Genomic DNA, 20,983 nt, shown 5'->3' on the forward strand with positions numbered 1-20,983 from the left:
TCAGATATTTGTATGTGTACCAATACATTGATTGTCGAAGACGGCCTTGGCAGCATGCGAATCAAGGGCGCTCGCAAGTAACAGACGCCTCCATGGAACGTATGGGTCAGGGGAACATCCATGAGGGATTCTCGGAAATTTCTTACGTGGACGGCCATTTGTTCAGTTTCATTGATCGTTGCTATGGCCGATGCACAGGCTGGCTCCTTCGCGATCCGTGAGCAGAGTGCCACCGGACAGGGCATGTCATTCTCCGGCGTTGCGGCCGGTTCTGCCGGTCTCTCGTCGATGTTCTGGAACCCGGCGACGATCACCATGAGCCCCGGCTTCCGCTTCGAGGGTCATGCGTCGGTGATCTTTCCCGAGGCGAAGATCAATCCGGACCTGCCGACCCTCGGCCTCGTCGGCGCGCTCGGGGGCACCCCCGTCGGGTCCGGCAATATCGGCCAGACGGCCGTCGTGCCGGCCAGCTATGCGAGCTATCAGGTCAACGACCGGCTCTGGCTCGGCGTGTCGATCAATTCGCCCTACGGCTTCATCACCAAGCCGGACCAGAACTGGGCCGGCCAGACCTACGGGCGTTCGTCGAAGGCCTTCTCCATCAACGTCACGCCAACGATCGGCTACAGGGTCACCGACTGGCTCTCCATCGGTGTCGGGCTGCAGGTGCAATATCTCGACGTGACGCTGAAGCGCGCGCTCGGCCTGTCGCCCCTCGCCCCGGCCGCCATCCTCGAGGGCGATGCGTACGGCGTCGGCTACACGCTCGGCCTGACGCTGACGCCGTTCGAGGGCACCGAGATCGGCCTCGGCTTCCGGTCGTCGATCCGTCACCAGCTCGAGGGCAACCTGCACGTGGGGCCGGCGACGATCGTCCCCGTCAAGGCCAATGTGAACCTGCCGGAGGTGCTGACCTTCGGCGTCGCCCAGCGCCTGTCGCCACAGTGGAAGGTGATGGCCGGGGTCGAGTGGACGAACTGGAGCAGGCTCAACATCGTGCCGGTCACGAGCGCGATCAGCGGGACGGCCGTGACGGCGCTGCCGTTCAGCTATCGCGACGGCTGGTTCGCTTCCGTCGGTGCGGAATATCAGGTCAACGATCAACTCGCGCTGCGTGCCGGCCTCGGCTACGAGTGGTCGCCCATCACCGACCGCACGCGTGACGTGCGCATTCCCGACAACGATCGTCTCTGGGCCTCGATCGGCGCCACCTACCAGTGGAACGACCAGCTGTCCTTCGACGTCGGCTACACACACATCTTCGTCAAGGACACGGACATTCGCCTCGTGCCGGGCAATCCGCAGTTCGCGGCGCTGCCCTTCGTCGCCGAGACGAAGCCGTCAGTCGACATCGTCTCCGTGGCGCTCAAGTACCGCTGGGACGAGCCAGCCAAGCCGATCCCCGCGCCGATCGTGCGCAAGTACTGATCGCTTTTCCCGGATTGCCCATGCGAAGGCCCAGGCCGGGTCGCCGGCTCGGGCAAGAAGCTCGGGCAAGAAGCTCGGGGCAAGAAGAAAGGCCGGCGGGCAACCGCCGGCCTTTGCGCGTCGGCGTCCCGCCTCAGTCCCGCATCTTCACATAGGTGCCGGGGGCGTCGCATAGGGGCGCGAGCGGCCCCTCGGCGGGGTCGCGCGCCTTGACCCTTTCGGGGCTCTGGGCGGCGATCCAGTCGATCCAGTCCGGCCACCAGGAGCCGGGCACCTCCTGCGCCTCCTTCAGCCAGTCGTCGAGCTCGCCGCGCGGTTTGCCGTTGACCCAGTGCTGGTACTTCGGCTTGGCCGGCGGATTGACGACGCCGGCGATGTGTCCCGAGCCGGCAAGCACGAAGCGGATGCGCCCGCCGAAGAGCTGCGCGCCAAGGAAGACCGAGCGGGCCGGGGCGATGTGGTCCTCGCGCGTGGCGAGGTGATAGGTGGGTATGGTGACGTCCGACAGTTCGAGCCGCGTATTGCCGAAGTTCATGCGGCCCTTGGCGAGATTGTTCTTCAGGTAGCATTCGCGCATGTAGAACGAATGGTTGGCTGCCGGCATGCGGGTGGAATCGGAGTTCCAGTAGAGCAGGTCGAACGGCAGCGGGGAGACGCCGCGCACGTAGTTGTTGACGATGTAGGGCCATATCAGGTCGTTCGGCCGCAGCATGTTGAAGGCGGTCGCCATGCGCGAGCCCTCGAGATAGCCGCGCTTGGCCATCTCCTGCTCGATGGCCCTGATCTGGTCCTCGTCGACGAAGACCTTGAGATCGCCGGCATGGGTGAAGTCCACCTGGGTGGTCAGGAAGGTGGCGCCGGCGATGCGCGTGTCGCCGTTCGCCGCCATGAAGGCGAGCGTCGCCGCGAGCAGGGTACCGCCGACGCAATAGCCGACGGCCGAGACCTCCTCCTCGCCCGTGTTGCGGGCAATGGCGTCGAGGGCGGCGAAGATGCCCTCGCGCATGTAATCCTCGAAGCTCTTCTCGGCCAGCCGCTCGTCGGGGTTGACCCAGGAGATGCAGAAGACGGTGAGTCCCTGCGCCACCGCCCAGCGGATGAAGGATTTGTCCGGGTTGAGATCGAGGATGTAGTACTTGTTGATCCACGGCGGCACGATGAGGAGCGGCCGGCGCAGCACCTTCTCGGTCGTCGGGCTGTACTGGATGAGTTCCACAAGCTCGTTGCGGAAGATGACCTTGCCGGGCGTGTTGGCGAGATTGATGCCGACCTCGAACCGGTGCGGGTCCGACTGGCGCACCTTGAGCTGGCCGCCGCCGGCCTCCACGTCCTCGGCCAGCATCTGCATGCCACGCACCAGGTTGGCGCCGCTCTCGCGCAGGGTGGTTCGGATGAGCTCCGGATTGGTGGCGATGAAGTTCGACGGCGCGAGCGCGCTTGCGATCTGGCGCACGTAGAACTGCGCCTTGTGACGGGTGTGGTCGTCGAGTCCCTCGGCCTCGGCGGCGAGCCGGTCGGCCCAGTCGGTCGTCAGCAGATAGGCCTGCTTGATGAAATCGAAGAGCGGATTTTCCTCCCACTCGGGGTCAGCGAAGCGCTTGTCCTTCGGGTCTGGCGTGATTACCGGCTCGGCCTGTTCGCCCTGCATGCGCTTGAGGGTCGAGGCCCACAGATCGAGGAAGCGAGAGGTGAGGGCGGACTGGGCCTCGATCGCCTTCTGCGGATCGGACATCCACTTCTCGGCCACATTGCCTAGCGTCTTGACGATGTCGCCTACCTCGTCGGCGGCTCCGCCCTTGGCGCGGCCCTCCTCGTATGGCTTGAGGTAGGCGGCCGCCACCCGGCCAGCTTCCTCCACGAACTGGGCCATGTTGCGCGACAGGGCCTCGAAATCCGGCATCGGCGTGCCGGGTCGCTGGTCGCCCTTATCAGTCATGCGCCCTCCGCCTCTTTCCTCGACGGCATGTCTCGATCCGTTCCCTTTTTCCTCATATTAACCGACAATCTGTGACATGGGCATCATTGACGGGCATGATCGCCGGCATGGGCATCGCGCATATCGACGCAAGACTTGTCGCAGATGGTCCTTTCACAAGAGTTCATACCGATGAGACGTTACCTGCGAGGCCTTTTCCAGTCCGTGCGGGGCAGCCGTGCCCGCAAGGCGCTGCTCGTGCTGCTGCCGCTCGTCCTCGCCGCCTGCACGAGCGGTGGTGAGGCAGTGCGGAATGTCGCCGTCGCCACGGGGCTGCGCGCCGAGGCGCCGCGGTCGGCCGAGTTCGTCGCCCAATCGCGGCCCAGCGACCTCAACTACATGCCCATCGGCGTGCAGCCGCCGGCCCGCGCGATCCGCCCGCGGAGCGCCGATGAGGCCGAGCGGCTGAAGCAGGAGCTGGAGGCGCGGCGGCGGGCAAACGAGGCTGCCGCCTCGGAGGCCAGGGCGCTGTCGGCGGCGCCGGCAGCGCAATAGCCCGGCAGTCATCCCGCAGGCGCGAAAAAACATTCTGCCTTTGGCCGGCCGGGTGCTAAATCAAAGCTGCCGCGCCGGAAGGACTGCGATGCGCGGCCCGATCCAGGGACTTGAGTAGCCATGACCGATTTTCACCGCATCAAGCGTCTGCCGCCCTATGTCTTCGAGCAGGTGAACCGGATCAAGGCCGCAGCCCGAGCCAACGGGGCCGACATCATCGACCTCGGCATGGGCAATCCCGACCTGCCGGCGCCGCGCCATGTCATCGAGAAGCTGGTGGAGACCGCGGGCAAACCGCGTACCGACCGCTATTCCGCCTCCAAGGGGATCGGCGGCCTGCGCCGGGCCCAGGCGGGCTATTACGAGCGCCGCTTCGGCGTGAAGCTCGATCCCGACACCCAGGTCGTTGCCACGCTCGGCTCCAAGGAGGGTTTCGCCAACATGGCGCAGGCCATCACCGGGCCTGGCGATGTCGTGCTCGTCCCCAATCCGAGCTATCCGATCCACGCCTTCGGCTTCCTGATGGCCGGCGGCGCCATCCGCTCCGTGCCGGCCGAGCCGACGCCGGCCTTCTTCCCCGCGCTCGAGCGGGCGGTGGTGCATTCGATTCCCAAGCCCATCGCCGTCGTCGTCTGCTATCCGTCGAACCCCACGGCCTATGTGGCTTCGCTCGACTTCTACAAGGACCTCGTGGCCTTCGCGAAGAAGCACGAGCTCATCGTCCTGTCCGACCTTGCCTATGCCGAGGTCTATTTCGACGGGGAGCCGCCGCCGTCGGTGCTGCAGGTGCCGGGCGCCGTGGACGTCACGGTCGAGTTCACCTCGATGTCGAAGACCTATTCCATGGCCGGCTGGCGCATGGGCTTTGCCGTGGGCAACGAGCGGCTGCTGGCGGCGCTCGCCCGCGTGAAGTCCTATCTCGACTACGGCGCCTATACGCCCGTGCAGGTGGCAGCCACGGCCGCCCTCAACGGGCCGGACGACTGCATCGTCGAGATGCGCGACATCTATCGCCGGCGCCGCGACGCGCTGGTCGATTCCTTCGGCCGGGCGGGCTGGCCGATCCCGACGCCGAGCGCCTCGATGTTTGCCTGGGTGCCGATTCCGGAGCCTTTCCGCGGCCTCGGCAGCCTCGAATTCTCGAAGCTGCTCGTCGAGAAGGCGGATGTCGCCGTCGCGCCGGGCATCGGCTTCGGCGAGCATGGCGACGATTATGTGCGGATCGCCATTGTGGAGAACGAGCAGCGCATCCGCCAGGCCGCCCGCAATATCCGCCGCTTCCTTGAAACGGCGGACAAAACGTTGCACAACGTGGTCCCGCTCGCGGCCCGGCGCTGAGGCGCCGGCCGCGCCGGCTCTCGTTGCCTTTCGTTCCCGCGAGTTTGGTTCACCATGTCGCATGATTTCAGGGTCGGCATCGCCGGCCTCGGCACGGTCGGCGCTTCCGCCGTGCGCATGCTTGTCCGTCAGGACGAGCAGCTCACCGCCCGTCTCGGACGCCGGGTGAGGGTGACCGCCGTGACTGCGCGCGACCGCGCGCGCGAACGCGGCTTCGATCTCGCGGCCCTGACCTGGTTCGACGATCCGGTCGCGCTCGCCCGCAGCGGCGACATCGACTGTTTCGTCGAACTCATTGGCGGGGAGGACGGCCCGGCCCTCGAGGCCGTCACCGCGGCGCTGGAAACCGGCAAGCACGTCGTCACCGCCAACAAGGCGCTGCTAGCGCGGCACGGCGTGACGCTCGCCGCCCTCGCCGAGAAGAAGGGCGTGTCGCTCGCCTTCGAGGCCTCCGTCGCCGGGGGCATTCCCGTCATCAAGACGCTGCGCGAGGCACTCGGCGGCAACAGTGTCAGCCGCGTCTACGGCATCCTCAACGGCACCTGCAACTACATCCTGTCGCGCATGGAGGCGGAGGGCCTGTCCTTCGACGACTGCCTCAAGGACGCGCAGAGGCTGGGCTATGCCGAGGCCGATCCGACCTTCGACGTCGGCGGCTTCGACACGGCACACAAGCTTGCGATCCTCACGAGCCTCGCCTTCGGCACCGAGATCGACGCCGAGGCGATCTATGTCGAGGGCATCTCCTCGATCAGCCCCATCGACATCCGCATGGCCGACGAGCTCGGCTATCGCATCAAGCTGCTCGGCGTCGCCGAGCGGACGAAGACCGGCATCGAGCAGCGGGTCCATCCGACGATGGTGCCGAAATCCTCCGCCATCGCACAGGTGATGGGTGTCACCAACGCCGTGACCATCGACGCCGATGCGGTGCGCGAGGTCACGCTCGTCGGCCCAGGGGCGGGGGGCGACGCGACCGCCTCGGCCGTCGTCGCCGACATCTGCGACCTTGCCGCGGGCGGTGCAGTGCCGGCCTTCGGCGTGCCCGTCGGCGCGCTGCGCAAGCCCGAGCGCGCGGCGATGCGCATGCATACCGGCGGCTATTACGTGCGCCTCACCGCCTATGACAGGCCGGGCGCCGCGGCCTCCATCGTCACCCGCATGGCGGAGGCGGACATTTCGCTGGAGAGCATCGTCCAGCACCGGTCGGAGGATGCCGCCCAGCGGGATCCCTCCGGGCGCTCCGGCGCGCCGGTGCCGGTGGTGCTCATCACCTATGCGACGACGGAAGCCGCCATCCGCAGGGCGGTGGACAAGGTGATCGGAGACGGGCATGTCGCCGAGGCGCCACAAGTGATCCGTATTGAACGGGAGTAGGTCGCGGCCGATCGTGCCGCATCCGAGACCATGCACGTACTCTGACCTATCCAGACGGCCGTTCCGGCCCGCTGTTCTGAGCGGCCTTTAGGGAGATCCGACCGCGATGAGCGAGATTACCGTCAAGCCGAACCAGCTGATCGAACGCATCCTCACGCTGGAGCTCGTGCGCGTGACCGAGCGCGCCGCCGTAGCGGCGGCGCGGCTGCGTGGGCGCGGCAACGAAAAGGCGGCCGACCAGGCTGCGGTCGATGCCATGCGCCGGGAGCTCAACCGCCTGCCGATCGACGGCACTGTCGTCATCGGCGAGGGCGAGCGCGACGAGGCGCCGATGCTGTTCATCGGCGAGAAGGTCGGCAACACCAAGGGGCCGAAGGTCGACATCGCGGTCGATCCACTCGAGGGCACGACGCTCTGCGCCAAGGACATGCCCGGCGCCATCACTGTCATGGCCATGGCCGAGGCGGGTACGCTGCTCGGCGCGCCCGACGTCTACATGCAGAAGATTGCCGTTGGTCCAGGTTATCCGGACGGGGTGATCGACCTCGACGCCTCGCCGGCGGACAACATCAATGCGCTCGCCAGGGCCAAGGGCGTCAAGCCCAACGAGATCAACGTGCTGATGCTCGACCGGCCGCGCCACGCCGACATGATCGCCGCGGTGCGCAAGACGGGCGCCGGCATCCGCCTTATCACCGATGGCGACGTCGCCGGCGTCATCTTCACGGCGAACCCGGAAGAGACCGGCATCGACATGTATCTCGGCATCGGCGCCGCCCCGGAGGGCGTGCTCGCGGCCGGGGCGCTGCGCTGCGTCGGCGGCCAGATGCAGGCCCGCCTCATCCTCGACACGGCGGAGAAGCTCGACCGAGCGGCCAAGATGGGCGTCACCGACCCGAACAAGAAATACCAGTTGCTCGATCTCGCTTCGGGCGACGTCATCGTCGCCGCCACAGGCGTCACCAACGGGGCCCTTCTCTCGGGCGTGCGCTTCCGCAAGGACGTGATCGAGACGGAGACGGTGGTCTACCGCTCCGCCACCGGCACCGTGCGCCGCATCAAGGCCGAGCACCGGGAGCTCGCCAAGTTCCATCTGGATTGAGTTTCGGCGGAGCGGTCCGGATGGCCGTCATCCGGTGGAGGAGGCCTGATGTCCGACGTTGGCATTGTCGTGCGGCCGTTCGCGGCCGTGGACCGGGCGGCGTGGGAACCGCTGTGGCAGGGGTATCAGGCCTTCTACCGCATCTGCCTGCCGCCGGCGGTGACGGACGGCACCTTTGCGCGCATGCTCGATCCCGCCGCGCCGATCCATGGCCTCGGCGCCTTCGTCGACGGAGAACTGGCGGCCATCGCGCACTACGTCTTCCACGCCACGACGTGGAGCCTCGCCCCGCGCTGCTACCTCAACGACCTCTTCACGGCCGAGACTCATCGGGGGCGAGGCCTGGCGCGGCGGCTCATCGAGGCGGTCTATGACGCGGCGCGCGCCGCCGGGGCGGAGCGCGTCTACTGGCTGACGCACAAGGATAATGCAGCCGGCCGGGCGCTGTACGACCGCGTGGCGGAGGATGCGGGCTTCATCCAGTACCGCAAGGCGCTGTCCTGAAGCGGTTGGCCCGCCCGTTTGCACCGTGAATAATCGGGCCATGAGCGAATCATCCCTCGCGCGGGCTCCCGTCGATTCCGTAGACAGTCCCGCGGCGGCGTCCCACGCGCCGCGCCCCTTTCTCGGCGTCTCCCGCTCGGCGCTCGGCCGCATGTGGCGCGACCGCTGCGACGAGGTGCAGGCGCTGCAGGCCCTCGCCATGGTGCAGCAGCATGGCCTGCCGGACATGGTGGCGCGCGTGCTCGCCGCGCGTGGCGTCGCCGCTGGCGATGCCGTTCCCTTCCTCGAGCCGCGCCTGCGCGACCTGCTGCCGGACCCTGCCGTGCTGCGCGACATGGAGGCCGCCGTTGCGCGGCTCGCCGCCGCGGCGCAGAGGGGCGAGCAGGTGGCGATCTTCGGCGACTACGACGTCGACGGCGCCTGTTCGGCCGCCCTCATCGGCGGCTTTCTCGGCCGCTGCGGCGTTCCCTACGTCATTCACATCCCTGACCGGCTGACGGAAGGCTACGGGCCCAACACGGCGGCCGTCACGGCGCTGCGGCAGGCAGGAGCGCGCCTTCTCGTCACCGTCGACTGCGGCACCGCGAGCCATGCGGTCTTCGCTCATGCGCGCGAACTCGGCATGGATGTCGTCGTCATCGACCACCACCAGGCGCCGACGGATCTGCCGAGCGTCGAGGCCCTCGTCAACCCGAACCGGCAGGACGATCTCTCCGGCCTTGGCCATCTCGCTGCGGCGGGGGTGGTCTTCCTCGTGCTCGTGGCGCTCAATCGCGCGCTGAGGGAGGCCGGATTCTGGCGGGCCGACCGGCCCCAGCCCGATCTTCTCGCCGAACTCGACCTCGTAGCGCTGGCGACCGTGGCCGACGTCGTGCCGCTCAAGGGGCTCAACCGTGCCTTCGTGCGCCAGGGGCTCGCCGTCATGCGCCGGCGCGGCCGTGCGGGGCTGACGGCGCTGATGGATACGGCCGCTTTGTCCGGGCCGCCCGAGTCCTGGCATCTCGGTTTCCTGCTCGGGCCGCGCATCAATGCCGGCGGACGGATCGGCGATGCCGCGCTCGGCGCCCGGCTTCTCCTGACGCTCGACGATGCCGTGGCGCGGGAGACCGCGGCGGAACTCGACCGGCTCAACAAGGAACGCCAGGCCATCGAGCTCATCGCCGTCGAAGAGGCGATGGCGCAGGCTGACATGGCGCTCACGGCCGATCCCGACCGGGCGGTGCTTGTGGTGCACGCACCGGACTGGCACCCCGGCGTCGCCGGCCTCGTCGCCGCGCGGGTGAAGGAGCGTTTTCAGAAGCCCGCCTTCGCCTTTGCCGCCAACGGCGACGGGGGCCTCACCGGCTCCGGCCGCTCGATTCCCGGGGTCGATCTCGGCGCTGCGGTGCGCCGGCTGGTCGAGGCGGGGCAGGTGGCGAAGGGCGGCGGCCATGCCATGGCGGCCGGCGTGACGCTTAATAATGACAGCCTGCCGGCCTTCACCGAGGCCATCGACGCCCTGCTGCGCGACAGCGTCGTGGCGGCGGGAGCGGACACGTTTCTCCTGGTCGACGGGGCGATGACCGCCGCCTCCGCCACGGTGGAGCTGATGGCACGGCTCAATGGGGCAGGTCCCTTCGGCTCCGGCCACCCGGAGCCCGTCTTCGCCTTTCCGCATCACATCCTTACCGAGGCGGCCGTCGTCGGTAACGGCCATGTGCGCCTCAAGCTGCGTGCCGGCGACGGCAGCCAGGTCGGCGGCATCGCCTTCCGCGCCGCGGACCAGCCGCTCGGCCGCGCGCTCCTTGCGGCGCGCGGCGAGCGTATCCACGCTGCCGGCAGCCTCGCCATCGACCGCTGGGGCGGGGCGGAGCGCGTCGACCTGCGGGTCACGGACGTGGCGCCCGCCACGCCCGGCAAGGCTGTGGATGGGAACTGATCCACCGTTCTTCCCCGGCGGTTGTGCTTGCCGCGGCCGGCGAACCGCTCTATATGTCGCGCCGCTACCTCGCCTCGCGAGGCCGCGCGCCCATCGTCTAGCGGTCTAGGACGTCGCCCTTTCACGGCGAAAACAGGGGTTCGAGTCCCCTTGGGCGCGCCACTTCAGCGCTTGCCGCAGCCGTGTGGCCGTTTTCGACCCCATCCGCTTCAGGACGGGCTTGCTGCAGTGCGCAAGAACGCTTGCCACTCCGCGCCACATCATCTGTTTGCACTCTTGGGTCCCTCCCGGCGAGGCGCGAGCGCGTCGAGGGCATCGATATCACCGTCATCCAAATCTGTGCAAACTGGAGCCGGGCACGGGGAGGTGACAGATGTACTATGCGCATTCGACGGAGGACGAGTTTCGCCGCAACTGGCAGCCGCTGCGCCAGCATCTGGAGGAAACTGTAGCGCGCAAAATCGCGTGCGACTCTGCGCAACATCACATGCGAGCGCACGCCGCGCCCTCACGACGGCCCTCGGATGATCACCTCGCGCACGGATTTGGCGGCGCCATTTCCGCCTGCCGTGTAGGTCAATTCGGCCGTCTCGATCCGTGCCCATGAGAATAATTCCCGGACGTCGGGCACGTCGTTCAGCGTGAGGATGAAGCGGCCTTGAAGGCCCCTCAAAACGGCTGCCATCTCGGAGAACTCGTCGCGCCCGAACAGCTCCCGGCCGTAGTAGTGCTCGGTGCCCCAGTACGGCGGGTCGAGATAGAACAGCGTGCCCGGACGGTCCCAGCGCTCGATAAACTGCCGCCACGGCAGGCACTCGATCCAGACACCAGCGAGGCGTTCATGTGCCGCCTCCAAGAGCGGCCCCAGCTTGCGCACGTCGAAACGGCCCGGCGCCTGGGTGTCGATGCCGAACACCCGACCGGCTACCTTGCCGCCAAATGAGAGGCGCTGCAGATAGAGGAAGCGAGCCGCACGTTCGAGGTCGGTCAGCGTGTCTGGCTCCTGCCTCAGCAGCCGTTCGAACTCTGCCCTGCTGCTCAGCTGCCATTTCAGCATGTCCATGAACGGCTGATAGTGCCGCTGCAGGATGCGGAAGAACGTCGCGACGTCGCGGCTGAGGTCGTTGATCGCCTCGGCCTTGGGCACGGCATGGCGCTTGAAGAACACGCCGCCCATGCCGACGAAGGGCTCGCAATAGGTGGTGTGGTCGGTTGCGGCGATGAGGTCCGCCAGCAGCTTCGAGAGCTGCTTCTTGCCGCCGATATAGGCGGCCACCGGACGGATCGGCCGCACCGTCTGCAGATCAGCATTCATATTGTGTATCGGTCCAGAATCAGCGCCCATGCGCGCGCGGCCTCGCAAGGCCGTCGTGGCGGGCGATGTGGTGCTATGCTCGTCGGGCGGCTTTCCTGCCAGGGACTGCGCCGCCGGAGCCCTCGGGCTCCCCCGTCACGTCACCATTCAGTCGTCATCATCGTCCTTGGTCGATGTCCCGTCCTCCTTCGCCTTGATCTCGATGCGGGTGTGCCAGCCCTCGTCGTTCCACGTGTGCTCAACGGCCTCGGCACGCCACACGCCGGCGATCTCCTTGCGAAAGGAGCTGCCGGCGATGACGTCGGCCTCGGCCTGGGCGTCGACGCGGCCGAGGGCCAGCTCGAAATGGCCGTCGCCAGTGTTGCGCGTCAGGCGCCGCGCCTCGGCCTGTGCCGCCTTCTCGGCCTGCTCGTGGCCGGGCAGCGGGTCGCGGATGGTGAAGTCCGGGCCGTCGAGGCCAGTCGGTGCGTTGACGATGACGCGCTTGCCGGTACGCTGGTCGATGTAGGCGGCCCGCACCTTGCCGTACTGCGCCCGGCCGTTCGGGTTCACCTCCCAACTCGAGCAGTCGCTTTTCTCGATCTTGATGGCTGGCAGGTGCAGCCCGCTCGCGGACTTCGCCATGCCGCGCGGCGCCATGACGATGACGTTGCCCATGGGCTTCAGCACGGCGCCCAGGTCATCGGCGAGGCGCGTCAGAAAGTCGATCTCGCTGCTGTCGATGCGCGCTTTGTATGGGATCGAGATGCCTGCCAGCTCGGGAGAGACACGGGCCGAGAGGCCGTTGCGGCCGGCGATGCGCTCAACGATCTCGCCGACCGTCGTGTTCTCGAAGTGCTCCCGGCCTTCGCCCTTCAGCTTGCGCCGCAGGTCGGCCGCGCTCGCCTGCAGCACCATCGTCTCGCCGCCGCTCACGTCGCCGGCAAGACTCGGGGTCTGCAGCTCGTAAAGCCCGATCAGCTGGGCCGGCCCGGTTTCCTTCCAGCCCGCATAGACCTCGATCGACGCCTTCTCGCGCGGCAGCTCCAGGGCGTTGCCGGCATCGTCCAGCTTGAATGTGGCCTGATCGGACTTCTGGCCGGCCTCGTCACGCACGCTCGCCTCGATCAGGCGATTGTAGAAGCCGCCCGAGACCTCCTGGCCGTCCACCTTCACGATGAGGACGGGCGTGAAGCCGCGCTGTGTCGTGTTGAAGACGTAGGGCATCTCAGCTCCACAGGCGCACGACGTCCTGTCGTGTCCTCGGCCGGGCCTGCGGCTCGGGCACCTCGATCTCGATGCCCACCGGCAACATGATGCCGAGGTCAGCGATGTCGGGATTGAGGGCGAGAACCTGCTCGACGAGCCCCTCGTCCTGCCGGCCGAAGGCCTGCCAGACGACGAGGTCGACGGTCATGTTCTCCCGCTCCACCTTGACGCGCATCAGAACAGCCCTCCGAAGCGGGGATCGCCGCCAAGGGGAGCGATCCTGACGTCGAATCCGACCTTGCGGCCGATGCCGTTGTCGCCGATCCACTCGTGCTCGGCTCCGACTTCCAGAATGACGACGGTGCCGAAGACGGACGCCGCCGCACCGCCGGCCGCCCAGCCGAGAAGATCGACCGGTTGGCCGGCCGACTGCGTTGCCTTGAGGGCGAGGTACTCCTCGTGCCCGCCGAACTCCTGGTGGAAGTAGAGGCCCTCGATCTCGAACTCGTCCTCGCCGCGGCCGGTGAACTGCCGCGCAGGACCGACGCCGAAGCGCCCCACTGCCGGCCAGTTTGCGACCGTCCGCTCGCGCAGGCGCTGCAGCGACAAGGGCAGCGAAGCGAAGACATGCGGGCCGAGGGCGAGCAGCGGGATCTGCATCAGTCGACTCCGTCGTGAAGGGCGCCGTTGATCGGCGCCGGCCGACTGCCGCCGGCCCGCCCGGAGACGGCCTGCACGCGCCGCGCGACGGCCTCTGCCTCGGCAACCGCCTGTGCCCCACCGGCCCGGATGCCGGCGGCGAGCGTCGACATCATCGCCTGCCCGGCCGGGGCGAGATTGGTACCGGAGAGCGTCGAGCGGATGGTGGCCCCGGTCTCGACGGCACTGTCGGCAGCTTCCTGCAGCTGCTGGGTGATGGTGGAGCCCAGGTTGATGTCGAGGCCGGGCCAATTGCCCGCGCCCATCGAGGCGATGCCGCGACTCTCCCGGCCGATGGGGCCGGACGGGCCGAAATGCAGCGTGCTGTTCCCCTGCAGCTTGTCGAAGGCGGCACGGCGGCGCCGCTCGCGCTCGTGGATCTGGGCGAGCACGGCATTCCGGTCGCGGAATCGGCTGTCATAGGCGTGATCGGCCTCGGCCGACGCCTTGGCCTTCGCCTCGGCGTCCTCGGCCGAGCCGCCGACCCAGTCATTGAGCCACTCGTTCCACTTCCGCCCGCTCAGCCAGGGCAGGTTCTCCTCAAGCTTCTTCTCGATGTTGCCGCCGGCGCCGAGGTCCGCGGCGGGCTCGATCTGGATGAGACCGTTCTCGCCCATCCGCCCTTCGAGCCGCGCCCGCTCGCGGTAATAGGTGTCGATCTTGGTCATGAGCCGCTGGAGGAACGTGCCGCGCTCGTCGACGCGGCCCATGAGGTCGATCAGCTCCTTGACCTGCTCGTTGATGCCGGGCAGCGCCCAGCGGCCCATGCGGTCGCCCACTTCCGTCGCAAGGGACTTCAGCCGTTCGAGGTGGTTGGCGGTGGTCTCCAGCTCGATATTGAGGTTCTTCTGCGCCGAGCCCTGCCAGTTGGCTGGATCGCCGATGATCGCGAGGTTCTTGCGGATTTCGGGCAGTGCACGCCCCATGCGCGCCGCTTCATCCCACCATTCGCGGCCGAAGATCTTAATTGCTGCCGTCGCCTTGTCCGGGTGCTTTTCGAGGCGCTCCAGGACGTTGAGCATTGTCGCCAGCGCGTCGGTCTTCATCGAGTTCTCGACCTTCCTGGCGGACAAGCCGAGCATCTTCAGACCCTCACCGGTCTTCTTACGTCCGCCGGACTGGGCTGTTCGCAACGTGGCAGCGAACTGCGGAAAGAAGCGCGACGCTACCTCCGGCGGCATGCCGATGTTGCCGAGTGCCGAAAGGCCGGCCAATGAAGCGTCCAAGGAAACCGCGGAAGCTTCCGCGGCGGCGCCGGCACGCCGGAACATGTCAACGAGATCAACTTCCTTGAGTGCGCCAGCGTCGGAAAGGGCATTGACCTTGTCGACGTAGTCAGACAACTGGTCAATGTTCCAGCCCGTTCCTGCACGGATCTTCGCCAAGTCCTCCGATACACGTCCTGCTGAAGCGTCCCATGCGACGGATGCGCGGGACACGAGCCGAATGTACTGCTCCATATCCTCAAGAGGGATACCGCTGGCGCCAGCTTCGGCCACAGCGGACGCTACCTCCTCGCGCGGACGTCCGAAGTCTATTGCGGTACGCGCGATGAAGCGTTCCATCTTCTCCCGTGCGGCCGGGTCATCCATCCCATCGAGCTTCTTCTGTACCTCCGCCATTGCCTTCTCGAAGGAAATGGACTGTCCCACGGTGCCGCCGGTCACGAGCCGGGCAGCGTAGACGCCACCGACCGCCGCCAGCGCGCCACGTCCCCCAGCGATAAGGCCGGGCGGCTGCTCGACGGCCGCTGCCGACGCATGTCTCGACGACTGCCGCTGGTTGCGGGGCTGGCGCTTGTTGAGCTTGTCCAGCTCCTGACGGGTCCGCGCCGCCTCCTTGCCGGCCTTGCGGAGATCGTCCGCCAACCGCTTGCCAGCGCGCGTGTTGTTCAGCTTCTTCGCCTCGACGACAACGCCGGCGACCTCGCGCTTCGTGCGGCGCGACTCGTTGCCGGCTCGCTTGAGCCCGCGCTCCAGCTGCTCGCCGCCGCGCGTCTTGCCGAGGCGGTCGGCCTCCTTCTTCACCCCCTGCAGGTCACGCTGCGCCCGCTTGGCCGGGCCAGCCAGCTTGCTCACCAGCTCCAGGAAGAGCTTGACGCGCATGTTGGACATGTCAGTCCTCCTCACCCAGCGTCAGCAGGGCGGCCTCGTGGTGCCACATGAGGATCTCGGGCACGCGCATGGCGAGGACGGCAGGCAGCGGGGTCATCAGCACATGCGCCACCTCGGCGACGAAGGCCGGGAACGCCGTCAGGCCTCTGTTTCGGTCCCCGCCATCGCTTCGTCCGCCAGCGCCACGACGTCGGCGAGGTCCGGGTCGTCCCGTAGCTGGCGCGGCAAGAAAGGGCGGCAGGCAGCCACGAAGCGCAGGTAATCGATATCGCGCAGCCCGGCGACGACGGCCGGGTGCACGCCGGCCATGGCGGCGCGGGCGAGATCGAGCAGGGCATCCTCGTCGCCGCCAGCATCGACGATGATGCCCATGAACTGGACGCCCGACAGCGCCCGCACGGTGAGCTGATCGAGCCGTTCGCCATCGACCAGGAGCGGATAGTCCAGCGGCACCACGGTCGACCAGCGATCGGGATCCGCCGGCGCCACGACTGGCCCGGCCGGCGCGATGCGTGCGGCCGGCTGGGGCGTTGCACCGGGGAAGCCCGGCGGTGGCTTCACGGGCGTCAGATCGTCCTCGGCCATCAGAGGTTCGCCCCGATCATGTTGGCGATGCGCTGGGCCTGCCCGTCGCCGTCGACCCAGCCGCCCAGCTCGACGTTCCACCGGCAGATCTCGCGCGTGCCGATGGTGAGGACGTATTTCGAGATCGACTTGATCTCGTATTCCGTCCCGGCGAAGCCGCCGCCCTCGGTCTCGTCCGTCTCGGCATTGAGGCGCCCGTACATGGTGGCGATGACCTGCACCTCCCTCTCGGACGCCGAGGTCGCATATTCGTTCACGAGGGCGCCGAGGATGGTGAACTTGCGCCGCGTGCCGAAGGGCGTCTGGAACAGCGCCAGCATCTCCGGCTGCATGCCCTGCATTTTGAAGGGCACCGCGCAGGGCTCACGCGAGGTGGCGATCTCGACGGCGCCATTGGCGCCGGCCGGCGTAAACGACTCGTATGTCTCCCGCTGCACAGGGAGCTTGGTGCGCCCGAGCACGAGGTGAGCGTTCAGCGTCTGGCCGTTGGCGTCCTCGGCCAGAAGATTGGCTGCGCGCAGGATGAGGAAGGGAAGCTTCGCCATGGGAGGTCTCCGTTGCCCGCGCCGTCAGGCCGCCTGCCGCTCCAGCGTCTGCAGGATGCCGTTGGCCAGCTCGGCGTAGTAGGTGAGGTTGCGACGGGCGCCGAACTGCAGATCCTGCAGGGGCGCGGCGGGCTCACGGTCGTACTCGACGCGCAAAATGCCCGAGGCGAGGCTCTCGTTCGTGTTGAGCGGGCGCTCGAACCACGCCCGACCGCCAAGGATCGCGCCGACTGCCTTCAGCTCGTCGAGGAAGTTGTCGAGCGACTGGATGACGGCGACGCCGAGCGGAACCGACAGGTTGCGGTCGAGCGCCCAATAGAAGGCGTTGATGACCGCGTCGTCGATGGCGTCCGTGGTGCGCACCACGTTGACGAAGCGGTCGAGCGGATCCTGCGCGCAGGTTTCGTTGCCCCACAGGATCGAGCCGGCGCGGATCGTGGCGATGCGCTTTTCGTTGAGCCAGTTGGCCTCGCTGTCCGGCTCCCCGGTGTAGTAGCTGATCGGCCGCGAGGGGCCGAGGATGCCGCCGATCGTCTGGTTCGACGGGCTTTCCCACGGCCCGCCGATCTCCCGGTCACGCTTGACGAACAGGCCCGCGACGCGGCCCGAGCCCGGCTGGTTGATGATCTGCGTACCGGCCAGAACCTTGACCGAGGGGTGAAAAAGGTACGCCCGCTTGTCGTCGGCGAAGTCGGAGCGATAGGTGTCGGCCGCCTCCCTCGACGTGTCCGGCGTATCGAGGATCTTGATGCCGCGCAGGCGGTTGCAGATGCCGGTCAGCTCGGCCGCTACCGGGTTCTTGGCATTGCCCAGGCGCTGGCTGGTGTAGCCCGGCACGAAGACGAGTTTCGCGGGCTTCGAAGCCTCTTTGAAGGCATGGACACCCGAGTTGTTGGCGCCCGAGCCGACGATGTTCGCGATGGTCGCTTCCAGCTTGTCCTGGTCGTTCGCCCCGTCGCCCTCGGCCACGCGCACGACCTGCAGTTCGGCGACGACGCCCTGGTCGTCGACGGCATCGAGCACCGCGTCGACGTTGCCGCCGGCGCCGAGCGCCGTGCGCATCTCAGTGTCGTTGGTGAACATGGTCGTCACCACGTCGAGCGGGAACTTCTCCGGGTCTGCGGCTGGCGCCACCACGACAGCGCCGAGCGTGGAATACTCGTTGACGGAGACGGGCCGCGTCGTCTGACCCGCCTGGAAGACGCGCGTGCCGTGGAAATATTCGGAGGTGGGCATATCGTCCCTCGATCGACAGGTGCTTGACAGCGGACTGATCGACGGGAACGCTAGGGACACAGCCGAATGCCAAGGCCCCGGACGCGCGTCCGGGGCCTTTTCTGTTGGCGCGATGGCGGGGCCGGCGCCGGCCTCTTGTTCTCGTTACGTTCTCATGGCACGCTAATGGCCATGCCGATCATTGAAGACCTGGAATACTTCGTGGAGCTGCAGACCCCGGACGGTCGGGAGGCGATCTGGAGGCTGGCCAAAGCGGCCAACTTCAAGATCGCCCTGGCCGCCTACGAGGCTGCCTGCACGTCCTATCCGCAGGACCGGATCATGCTGCGCCAGCGCGCCCGCATCATGCGCGAGCAGATCCCGGATCCGAAGTACCGCAACAAGTGGTGATGGTGACGCCATGGGGACGATGACCTATTTCGTCGTGCTGCCGTTCATCCGCAACGAGGACGGCGACCTCTGCGCCGTCGAGCCGAAGGAAGCGCGCAGCGTTGAACAAGCCCGCCGCTTTACTGCCTCGCTGGCGGAGAAGCATGGCGGGGCAATCGCCTTCAGCCGCACCGGAGATCCGCAGCTCGGCGACTGGGAGGACGCGGAGATCCTCGCCCGTGTGGGAGAGGTGCCGGCAGACCTCGCCGAGTACACCAGCGAATAGCTCGCCGGGCGCGCGGGCGCCGCGCCGAATGTTCACGATCGGCAGTTGCACGGGCGTCCGCCGTACGCAGTGTGCCCTTTATGGATGTGCGAGCTATTGTCGGTCAGAACGTCAAGCGCCTGCGGCGGGGAGCGGGCTTGTCACAGGAAGCCCTTGCGTCGGCAGCAGGGTTTTCGCGCGCCTATCTGAGCGGGCTCGAAGCCGGCCGACGCAACCCGACGATCATGTCGCTCTGGAAATTGTCGACCGTCCTCGGTGTTCCGGTGGAAGAGCTGATCCGCGGAACCGGCTACAGCAGCGCTGCCTCGCGAAACGCCTGATCGACATCGGTCGGCGTCATCTCGAAGGCCGGCCCGATAAGGTCGAACAAGGGATGCGAGCGCTGATAGGTGCTCGCATCCTCGTACTCGATCAGCGCCTGTGAGCGCTCCGGCTCGTCGAGTGTCGCAATGGCCGCCCGGATCGCTGCGTCGTCGTGTCCGGCATTCAGCATCCAGAGGCGCAACTGCCGGCGGGTGATGTCGGGGATGGGGGCATCGGCCAGCTGATAGCTCTCGCGCGGCACGCCGTCGTCGTCGACCAGGACGGCCTCGCCGACGGGGACCTTGCCGGGCGGGATGATCGCCGGCTGGATCACGGCGAGGCCGGCGTCCGCCAACTCGGCCGTCGACCAACAGCGCTCAACGTCGAGCGTGTTGTGCTGGGCTTCGTCGAGCCAGCCGTCCCAGCGTTCCCACACGCCGTTCTTCAAGATCGCAAGCGCCATCGTCAGCTCCAATCGATCAACACACGGCCGTGGCCACCCCAGCCCGTCCCCTCAAATGAGGTGTAGACCGGCGACCCGCCCGAACCCACCGTGACCTGCATGGTTTCGCCGGGGACGGGCGCGCCGGGCTGTCCGGCCGTGACCGTAATGTCCGAATAGCCGCCAGAGCCACCGCCACCGGGTCCGGAATACGTGTTGTAGCCGTTTGCGCCACCCGAGCCGCCGCCGGGAGAGCCGGCGTTGCCCGACCACTGGCCGTGTCCCGACATGCCCGCCGATCCGGCGCCGCCGAACGGCGCGCTTCCGCCGGAGCCGCCGCCATAGGGCACGCCGGAGCCGCCAGGATTGCCGTTCTGGGTCATGCCCGCGCCACCCGCACCGCCTGCGCCAAACTGCCCGCCGGAGCTGAGCCAGCCGCGCTGACCCCCGCCGGCAGTGACGCTGCCCGCCGAGGAGGGCTGCCCGTCCACACCGGCATAGCCCTCGCCCGACCGCTGGACGCCGCCCGACGCTCCGCCGCCCCACACGCGACGGCGTAGGGTATTGTAGTTCGGGACCACGAACTGATAGGTGCCCGGCGAGGCGTAATCCGCCGAGCCCGGCACGACGCTGCCGCCGATGAGGAGGGCATTGACGAGACCGGGGATCATTACACCAGCCCCGCGATGCTGGAGCCGATCACGAACCCGCTGTGCAGGACCTGATAGGCGACGACGTTGGTCCGGCTGGCGCCGGTGTTCATGCTTGGGGCGTTCCCGTTGGCGAAGCGCCATGCCGATCCGAACGCCACCGTCCTGCCGCCTGTCGCGTCCTGCTGAAGGACGATCAGGCCGGTCTGGCCTGCCTTGGCGTTGCTCGGATTGCCGATCGTGATGTTGCCGGCGAGCACGTTGTGGAAGTTAAGGCCTGCGCCGAAATTCGGCGCGTAGGTGCCCGCCGCGAGCGTCGAGCCCCCGGCGCCGGACAGGCCGACGTAGCCGGCCGCCGCCCAGACGCCGTCGGAGGTCAGCACCGTGTTGGTCGTACCCGCGCGGAATTGGGCCGCGGTCGCCTTGTGGCCGGCGTGCCAGACCGTGTTGTTGTTGAAGGAGAGGGTGCCGTCGGCGTGGAGTACCAGCGAGCCAACGGCCACATCGTTGCCGTTTCCGTCATCGGCATAGACACGCAGGCTGACAGCGCCCGAGTTGCGGTCCCAATACACGAGACCGCGGTTCTTTCCCGCGGCGTTCCGCAGCCAGACATGCGCGTTGCCGTTGGCCGTGGCCTGAGCGACCAGCCGGTCAGTGGCGAGCAGCGGCCCGGTCAGATTGCCGCCGGACATATTGAGCTTGGACGCAGGGTCGAAGGTCTGGGCGTCCCACATCTGCCGCCACGGCTGCCAGTCGCCGTTGACGCAAAGGCGCTTCCAGCTCGCTCCGTTGCTGTGGTTGAGGGCGGTCGCGATCTGCTCGACGTAGAGGCCCGGATTGCTGTGCCGCTGCACTTGCACGAAGTACCAGGTGGTACTGCCTGCGCCGGTTGGCCCATTTGCGAGATTGCTGCCGTCGTAGAAGCCGGGCGTCGTCAGAGCATCGAGGTCGGTGCCCGAGATCGCCTTGGCCTTGCCGTAGGTGAATTCTCCCCCGACCGCCAGATTGCCGGCGATCGCGCCGCCGGCGACGTCGAGCTTGCCCGCCAGCCCGGCGATGATGGCCTGGACATTCGCCGCCTGCAGGTGGGACGGGAACCGCGCGTCCTCGATGG

The 20,983-nt window shown here is 67.6% G+C and carries 22 protein-coding genes and 1 tRNA gene; 11 read left to right on the forward strand and 12 right to left on the reverse strand.

The genetic code is table 11. The features are described from left to right. Positions 1 to 183: 183 nt before the first annotated feature. Positions 184 to 1,428: an outer membrane protein transport protein gene (locus P2T65_RS19970; protein ID WP_245280463.1), complete on the forward strand. Its 1,245-nt coding sequence runs from the start codon at positions 184 to 186 to the stop codon at positions 1,426 to 1,428. A gap of 133 nt (positions 1,429 to 1,561) precedes the next feature. Here P2T65_RS19970 and phaC read toward each other — a convergent pair whose 3' ends face one another. Next, on the reverse strand, positions 1,562 to 3,364 hold the full coding sequence (gene phaC / locus P2T65_RS19975; RefSeq protein WP_055457990.1) for a class I poly(R)-hydroxyalkanoic acid synthase: 1,803 nt from the start codon (positions 3,362 to 3,364) through the stop codon (positions 1,562 to 1,564). A 171-nt stretch (positions 3,365 to 3,535) separates the two neighbouring features. On the opposite strand from phaC, the gene P2T65_RS19980 reads away from it, so the two are divergent. The 7 genes from P2T65_RS19980 to P2T65_RS20010 all read left to right on the forward strand — a co-directional run bounded on the left by P2T65_RS19980 (position 3,536) and on the right by P2T65_RS20010 (position 10,299). After that, on the forward strand, positions 3,536 to 3,898 hold the full coding sequence (locus P2T65_RS19980; protein WP_276200546.1) for a hypothetical protein: 363 nt from the start codon (positions 3,536 to 3,538) through the stop codon (positions 3,896 to 3,898). 120 nt (positions 3,899 to 4,018) lie between these two features. After that, complete coding sequence (locus P2T65_RS19985) at positions 4,019 to 5,236, forward strand: LL-diaminopimelate aminotransferase (RefSeq protein WP_055457992.1); 1,218 nt, start codon at positions 4,019 to 4,021, stop codon at positions 5,234 to 5,236. A 54-nt stretch (positions 5,237 to 5,290) separates the two neighbouring features. Continuing rightward, entirely contained in the window at positions 5,291 to 6,613 is a 1,323-nt protein-coding gene (locus P2T65_RS19990; protein ID WP_055457993.1) for a homoserine dehydrogenase, read from the forward strand. 106 nt (positions 6,614 to 6,719) lie between these two features. After that, positions 6,720 to 7,715 carry a class II fructose-bisphosphatase gene (glpX, locus tag P2T65_RS19995; protein WP_055457994.1) on the forward strand — a complete coding sequence of 332 codons (996 nt, stop codon included), beginning with the start codon at positions 6,720 to 6,722 and terminating at the stop codon, positions 7,713 to 7,715. 48 nt (positions 7,716 to 7,763) lie between these two features. Next, positions 7,764 to 8,219, forward strand: a complete 456-nt coding sequence (locus tag P2T65_RS20000; protein WP_055457995.1) for a GNAT family N-acetyltransferase — start codon at positions 7,764 to 7,766, stop codon at positions 8,217 to 8,219. 151 nt (positions 8,220 to 8,370) lie between these two features. Further along, positions 8,371 to 10,137 carry a single-stranded-DNA-specific exonuclease RecJ gene (gene recJ, locus P2T65_RS20005; RefSeq protein ID WP_276200559.1) on the forward strand — a complete coding sequence of 589 codons (1,767 nt, stop codon included), beginning with the start codon at positions 8,371 to 8,373 and terminating at the stop codon, positions 10,135 to 10,137. 86 nt (positions 10,138 to 10,223) lie between these two features. Continuing rightward, positions 10,224 to 10,299, forward strand: a tRNA-Glu gene (locus P2T65_RS20010). Positions 10,300 to 10,645: 346 nt separating this feature from the next. Here P2T65_RS20010 and P2T65_RS20015 read toward each other — a convergent pair. The 8 genes from P2T65_RS20015 to P2T65_RS20050 all read right to left on the reverse strand — a co-directional run bounded on the left by P2T65_RS20015 (position 10,646) and on the right by P2T65_RS20050 (position 17,819). Then, complete coding sequence (locus P2T65_RS20015; protein ID WP_276200560.1) at positions 10,646 to 11,452, reverse strand: DNA adenine methylase; 807 nt, start codon at positions 11,450 to 11,452, stop codon at positions 10,646 to 10,648. Between the two features lie 147 nt (positions 11,453 to 11,599). After that, positions 11,600 to 12,658 (reverse strand): contractile injection system protein, VgrG/Pvc8 family, encoded by a 1,059-nt coding sequence (locus P2T65_RS20020; RefSeq protein ID WP_276200547.1) that lies wholly within the window; start codon positions 12,656 to 12,658, stop codon positions 11,600 to 11,602. A gap of 1 nt (position 12,659) precedes the next feature. Beyond that, positions 12,660 to 12,875 (reverse strand): tail protein X, encoded by a 216-nt coding sequence (locus P2T65_RS20025; RefSeq protein ID WP_276200548.1) that lies wholly within the window; start codon positions 12,873 to 12,875, stop codon positions 12,660 to 12,662. Next, positions 12,875 to 13,300 carry a phage tail protein gene (locus P2T65_RS20030; RefSeq protein ID WP_276200549.1) on the reverse strand — a complete coding sequence of 142 codons (426 nt, stop codon included), beginning with the start codon at positions 13,298 to 13,300 and terminating at the stop codon, positions 12,875 to 12,877. The genes P2T65_RS20025 and P2T65_RS20030 overlap by 1 nt, the downstream gene beginning before the upstream one ends. Then, complete coding sequence (locus P2T65_RS20035) at positions 13,300 to 15,453, reverse strand: phage tail tape measure protein (protein WP_276200550.1); 2,154 nt, start codon at positions 15,451 to 15,453, stop codon at positions 13,300 to 13,302. Before P2T65_RS20035 ends, P2T65_RS20030 begins: the two co-directional genes overlap by 1 nt. A gap of 138 nt (positions 15,454 to 15,591) precedes the next feature. Next, the gene (locus P2T65_RS20040) at positions 15,592 to 16,038 is read right to left on the reverse strand and encodes a phage tail assembly protein (RefSeq protein ID WP_276200551.1); all 447 of its coding nucleotides are present in this window, start codon (positions 16,036 to 16,038) and stop codon (positions 15,592 to 15,594) included. Then, entirely contained in the window at positions 16,038 to 16,583 is a 546-nt protein-coding gene (locus tag P2T65_RS20045) for a phage major tail tube protein (protein WP_183316890.1), read from the reverse strand. Before P2T65_RS20045 ends, P2T65_RS20040 begins: the two co-directional genes overlap by 1 nt. 24 nt (positions 16,584 to 16,607) lie before the next feature. Then, complete coding sequence (locus P2T65_RS20050) at positions 16,608 to 17,819, reverse strand: phage tail protein (RefSeq protein ID WP_276200552.1); 1,212 nt, start codon at positions 17,817 to 17,819, stop codon at positions 16,608 to 16,610. Positions 17,820 to 17,990: 171 nt separating this feature from the next. Here P2T65_RS20050 and P2T65_RS20055 point away from each other — a divergent pair, with 171 nt between their 5' ends. The 3 genes from P2T65_RS20055 (at position 17,991) to P2T65_RS20065 (ending at position 18,794) form a co-directional block, all read left to right on the forward strand. Further along, on the forward strand, positions 17,991 to 18,209 hold the full coding sequence (locus tag P2T65_RS20055) for a hypothetical protein (RefSeq protein WP_276200553.1): 219 nt from the start codon (positions 17,991 to 17,993) through the stop codon (positions 18,207 to 18,209). 19 nt (positions 18,210 to 18,228) lie between these two features. Further along, on the forward strand, positions 18,229 to 18,474 hold the full coding sequence (locus tag P2T65_RS20060; protein ID WP_276200554.1) for a hypothetical protein: 246 nt from the start codon (positions 18,229 to 18,231) through the stop codon (positions 18,472 to 18,474). Between the two features lie 80 nt (positions 18,475 to 18,554). Then, complete coding sequence (locus tag P2T65_RS20065) at positions 18,555 to 18,794, forward strand: helix-turn-helix transcriptional regulator (RefSeq protein WP_276200555.1); 240 nt, start codon at positions 18,555 to 18,557, stop codon at positions 18,792 to 18,794. Here the strand turns inward: P2T65_RS20065 and P2T65_RS20070 are convergent. From P2T65_RS20070 to P2T65_RS20080, 3 genes are all read right to left on the reverse strand, one after another. Continuing rightward, positions 18,764 to 19,240 (reverse strand): hypothetical protein, encoded by a 477-nt coding sequence (locus tag P2T65_RS20070; RefSeq protein ID WP_276200556.1) that lies wholly within the window; start codon positions 19,238 to 19,240, stop codon positions 18,764 to 18,766. The genes P2T65_RS20065 and P2T65_RS20070 overlap by 31 nt on opposite strands. Positions 19,241 to 19,242: 2 nt before the next feature. Further along, positions 19,243 to 19,890 carry a hypothetical protein gene (locus P2T65_RS20075; protein WP_276200557.1) on the reverse strand — a complete coding sequence of 216 codons (648 nt, stop codon included), beginning with the start codon at positions 19,888 to 19,890 and terminating at the stop codon, positions 19,243 to 19,245. Next, the coding region (locus P2T65_RS20080; protein WP_276200558.1) for a pyocin knob domain-containing protein at positions 19,890 to 20,983 on the reverse strand (1,094 nt) is incomplete at its 5' end. The genes P2T65_RS20080 and P2T65_RS20075, both read right to left, overlap by 1 nt.

This window comes from Chelatococcus sp. XZ-Ab1, assembly GCF_029309855.1.
GTDB classification, from domain to species: Bacteria; Pseudomonadota; Alphaproteobacteria; order Rhizobiales; family Beijerinckiaceae; genus Chelatococcus_A; species Chelatococcus_A sambhunathii.

What these genes read in the sequence shown, in the direction of transcription:
- P2T65_RS20070 (WP_276200556.1), bottom strand. Translation starts at nt 19,240, where the DNA reads ATGGCGCTTGCGATCTTGAAGAACGGCGTGTGGGAACGCTGGGACGGC.
- P2T65_RS20025 (WP_276200548.1), bottom strand. Translation starts at nt 12,875, where the DNA reads ATGCGCGTCAAGGTGGAGCGGGAGAACATGACCGTCGACCTCGTCGTC.
- recJ (WP_276200559.1), top strand. Translation starts at nt 8,371, where the DNA reads ATGTGGCGCGACCGCTGCGACGAGGTGCAGGCGCTGCAGGCCCTCGCC.
- P2T65_RS20030 (WP_276200549.1), bottom strand. Translation starts at nt 13,300, where the DNA reads ATGCAGATCCCGCTGCTCGCCCTCGGCCCGCATGTCTTCGCTTCGCTG.
- P2T65_RS19985 (WP_055457992.1), top strand. Translation starts at nt 4,019, where the DNA reads ATGACCGATTTTCACCGCATCAAGCGTCTGCCGCCCTATGTCTTCGAG.
- P2T65_RS20045 (WP_183316890.1), bottom strand. Translation starts at nt 16,583, where the DNA reads ATGGCGAAGCTTCCCTTCCTCATCCTGCGCGCAGCCAATCTTCTGGCC.
- P2T65_RS20020 (WP_276200547.1), bottom strand. Translation starts at nt 12,658, where the DNA reads ATGCCCTACGTCTTCAACACGACACAGCGCGGCTTCACGCCCGTCCTC.
- P2T65_RS20060 (WP_276200554.1), top strand. Translation starts at nt 18,229, where the DNA reads ATGACCTATTTCGTCGTGCTGCCGTTCATCCGCAACGAGGACGGCGAC.
- P2T65_RS20075 (WP_276200557.1), bottom strand. Translation starts at nt 19,890, where the DNA reads ATGATCCCCGGTCTCGTCAATGCCCTCCTCATCGGCGGCAGCGTCGTG.
- P2T65_RS20040 (WP_276200551.1), bottom strand. Translation starts at nt 16,038, where the DNA reads ATGGCCGAGGACGATCTGACGCCCGTGAAGCCACCGCCGGGCTTCCCC.
- P2T65_RS20055 (WP_276200553.1), top strand. Translation starts at nt 17,991, where the DNA reads ATGCCGATCATTGAAGACCTGGAATACTTCGTGGAGCTGCAGACCCCG.
- P2T65_RS20015 (WP_276200560.1), bottom strand. Translation starts at nt 11,452, where the DNA reads ATGAATGCTGATCTGCAGACGGTGCGGCCGATCCGTCCGGTGGCCGCC.
- P2T65_RS19990 (WP_055457993.1), top strand. Translation starts at nt 5,291, where the DNA reads ATGTCGCATGATTTCAGGGTCGGCATCGCCGGCCTCGGCACGGTCGGC.
- P2T65_RS20050 (WP_276200552.1), bottom strand. Translation starts at nt 17,819, where the DNA reads ATGCCCACCTCCGAATATTTCCACGGCACGCGCGTCTTCCAGGCGGGT.
- P2T65_RS20000 (WP_055457995.1), top strand. Translation starts at nt 7,764, where the DNA reads ATGTCCGACGTTGGCATTGTCGTGCGGCCGTTCGCGGCCGTGGACCGG.
- P2T65_RS19980 (WP_276200546.1), top strand. Translation starts at nt 3,536, where the DNA reads ATGAGACGTTACCTGCGAGGCCTTTTCCAGTCCGTGCGGGGCAGCCGT.
- phaC (WP_055457990.1), bottom strand. Translation starts at nt 3,364, where the DNA reads ATGACTGATAAGGGCGACCAGCGACCCGGCACGCCGATGCCGGATTTC.
- glpX (WP_055457994.1), top strand. Translation starts at nt 6,720, where the DNA reads ATGAGCGAGATTACCGTCAAGCCGAACCAGCTGATCGAACGCATCCTC.
- P2T65_RS19970 (WP_245280463.1), top strand. Translation starts at nt 184, where the DNA reads ATGGCCGATGCACAGGCTGGCTCCTTCGCGATCCGTGAGCAGAGTGCC.
- P2T65_RS20035 (WP_276200550.1), bottom strand. Translation starts at nt 15,453, where the DNA reads ATGTCCAACATGCGCGTCAAGCTCTTCCTGGAGCTGGTGAGCAAGCTG.
- P2T65_RS20065 (WP_276200555.1), top strand. Translation starts at nt 18,555, where the DNA reads ATGGATGTGCGAGCTATTGTCGGTCAGAACGTCAAGCGCCTGCGGCGG.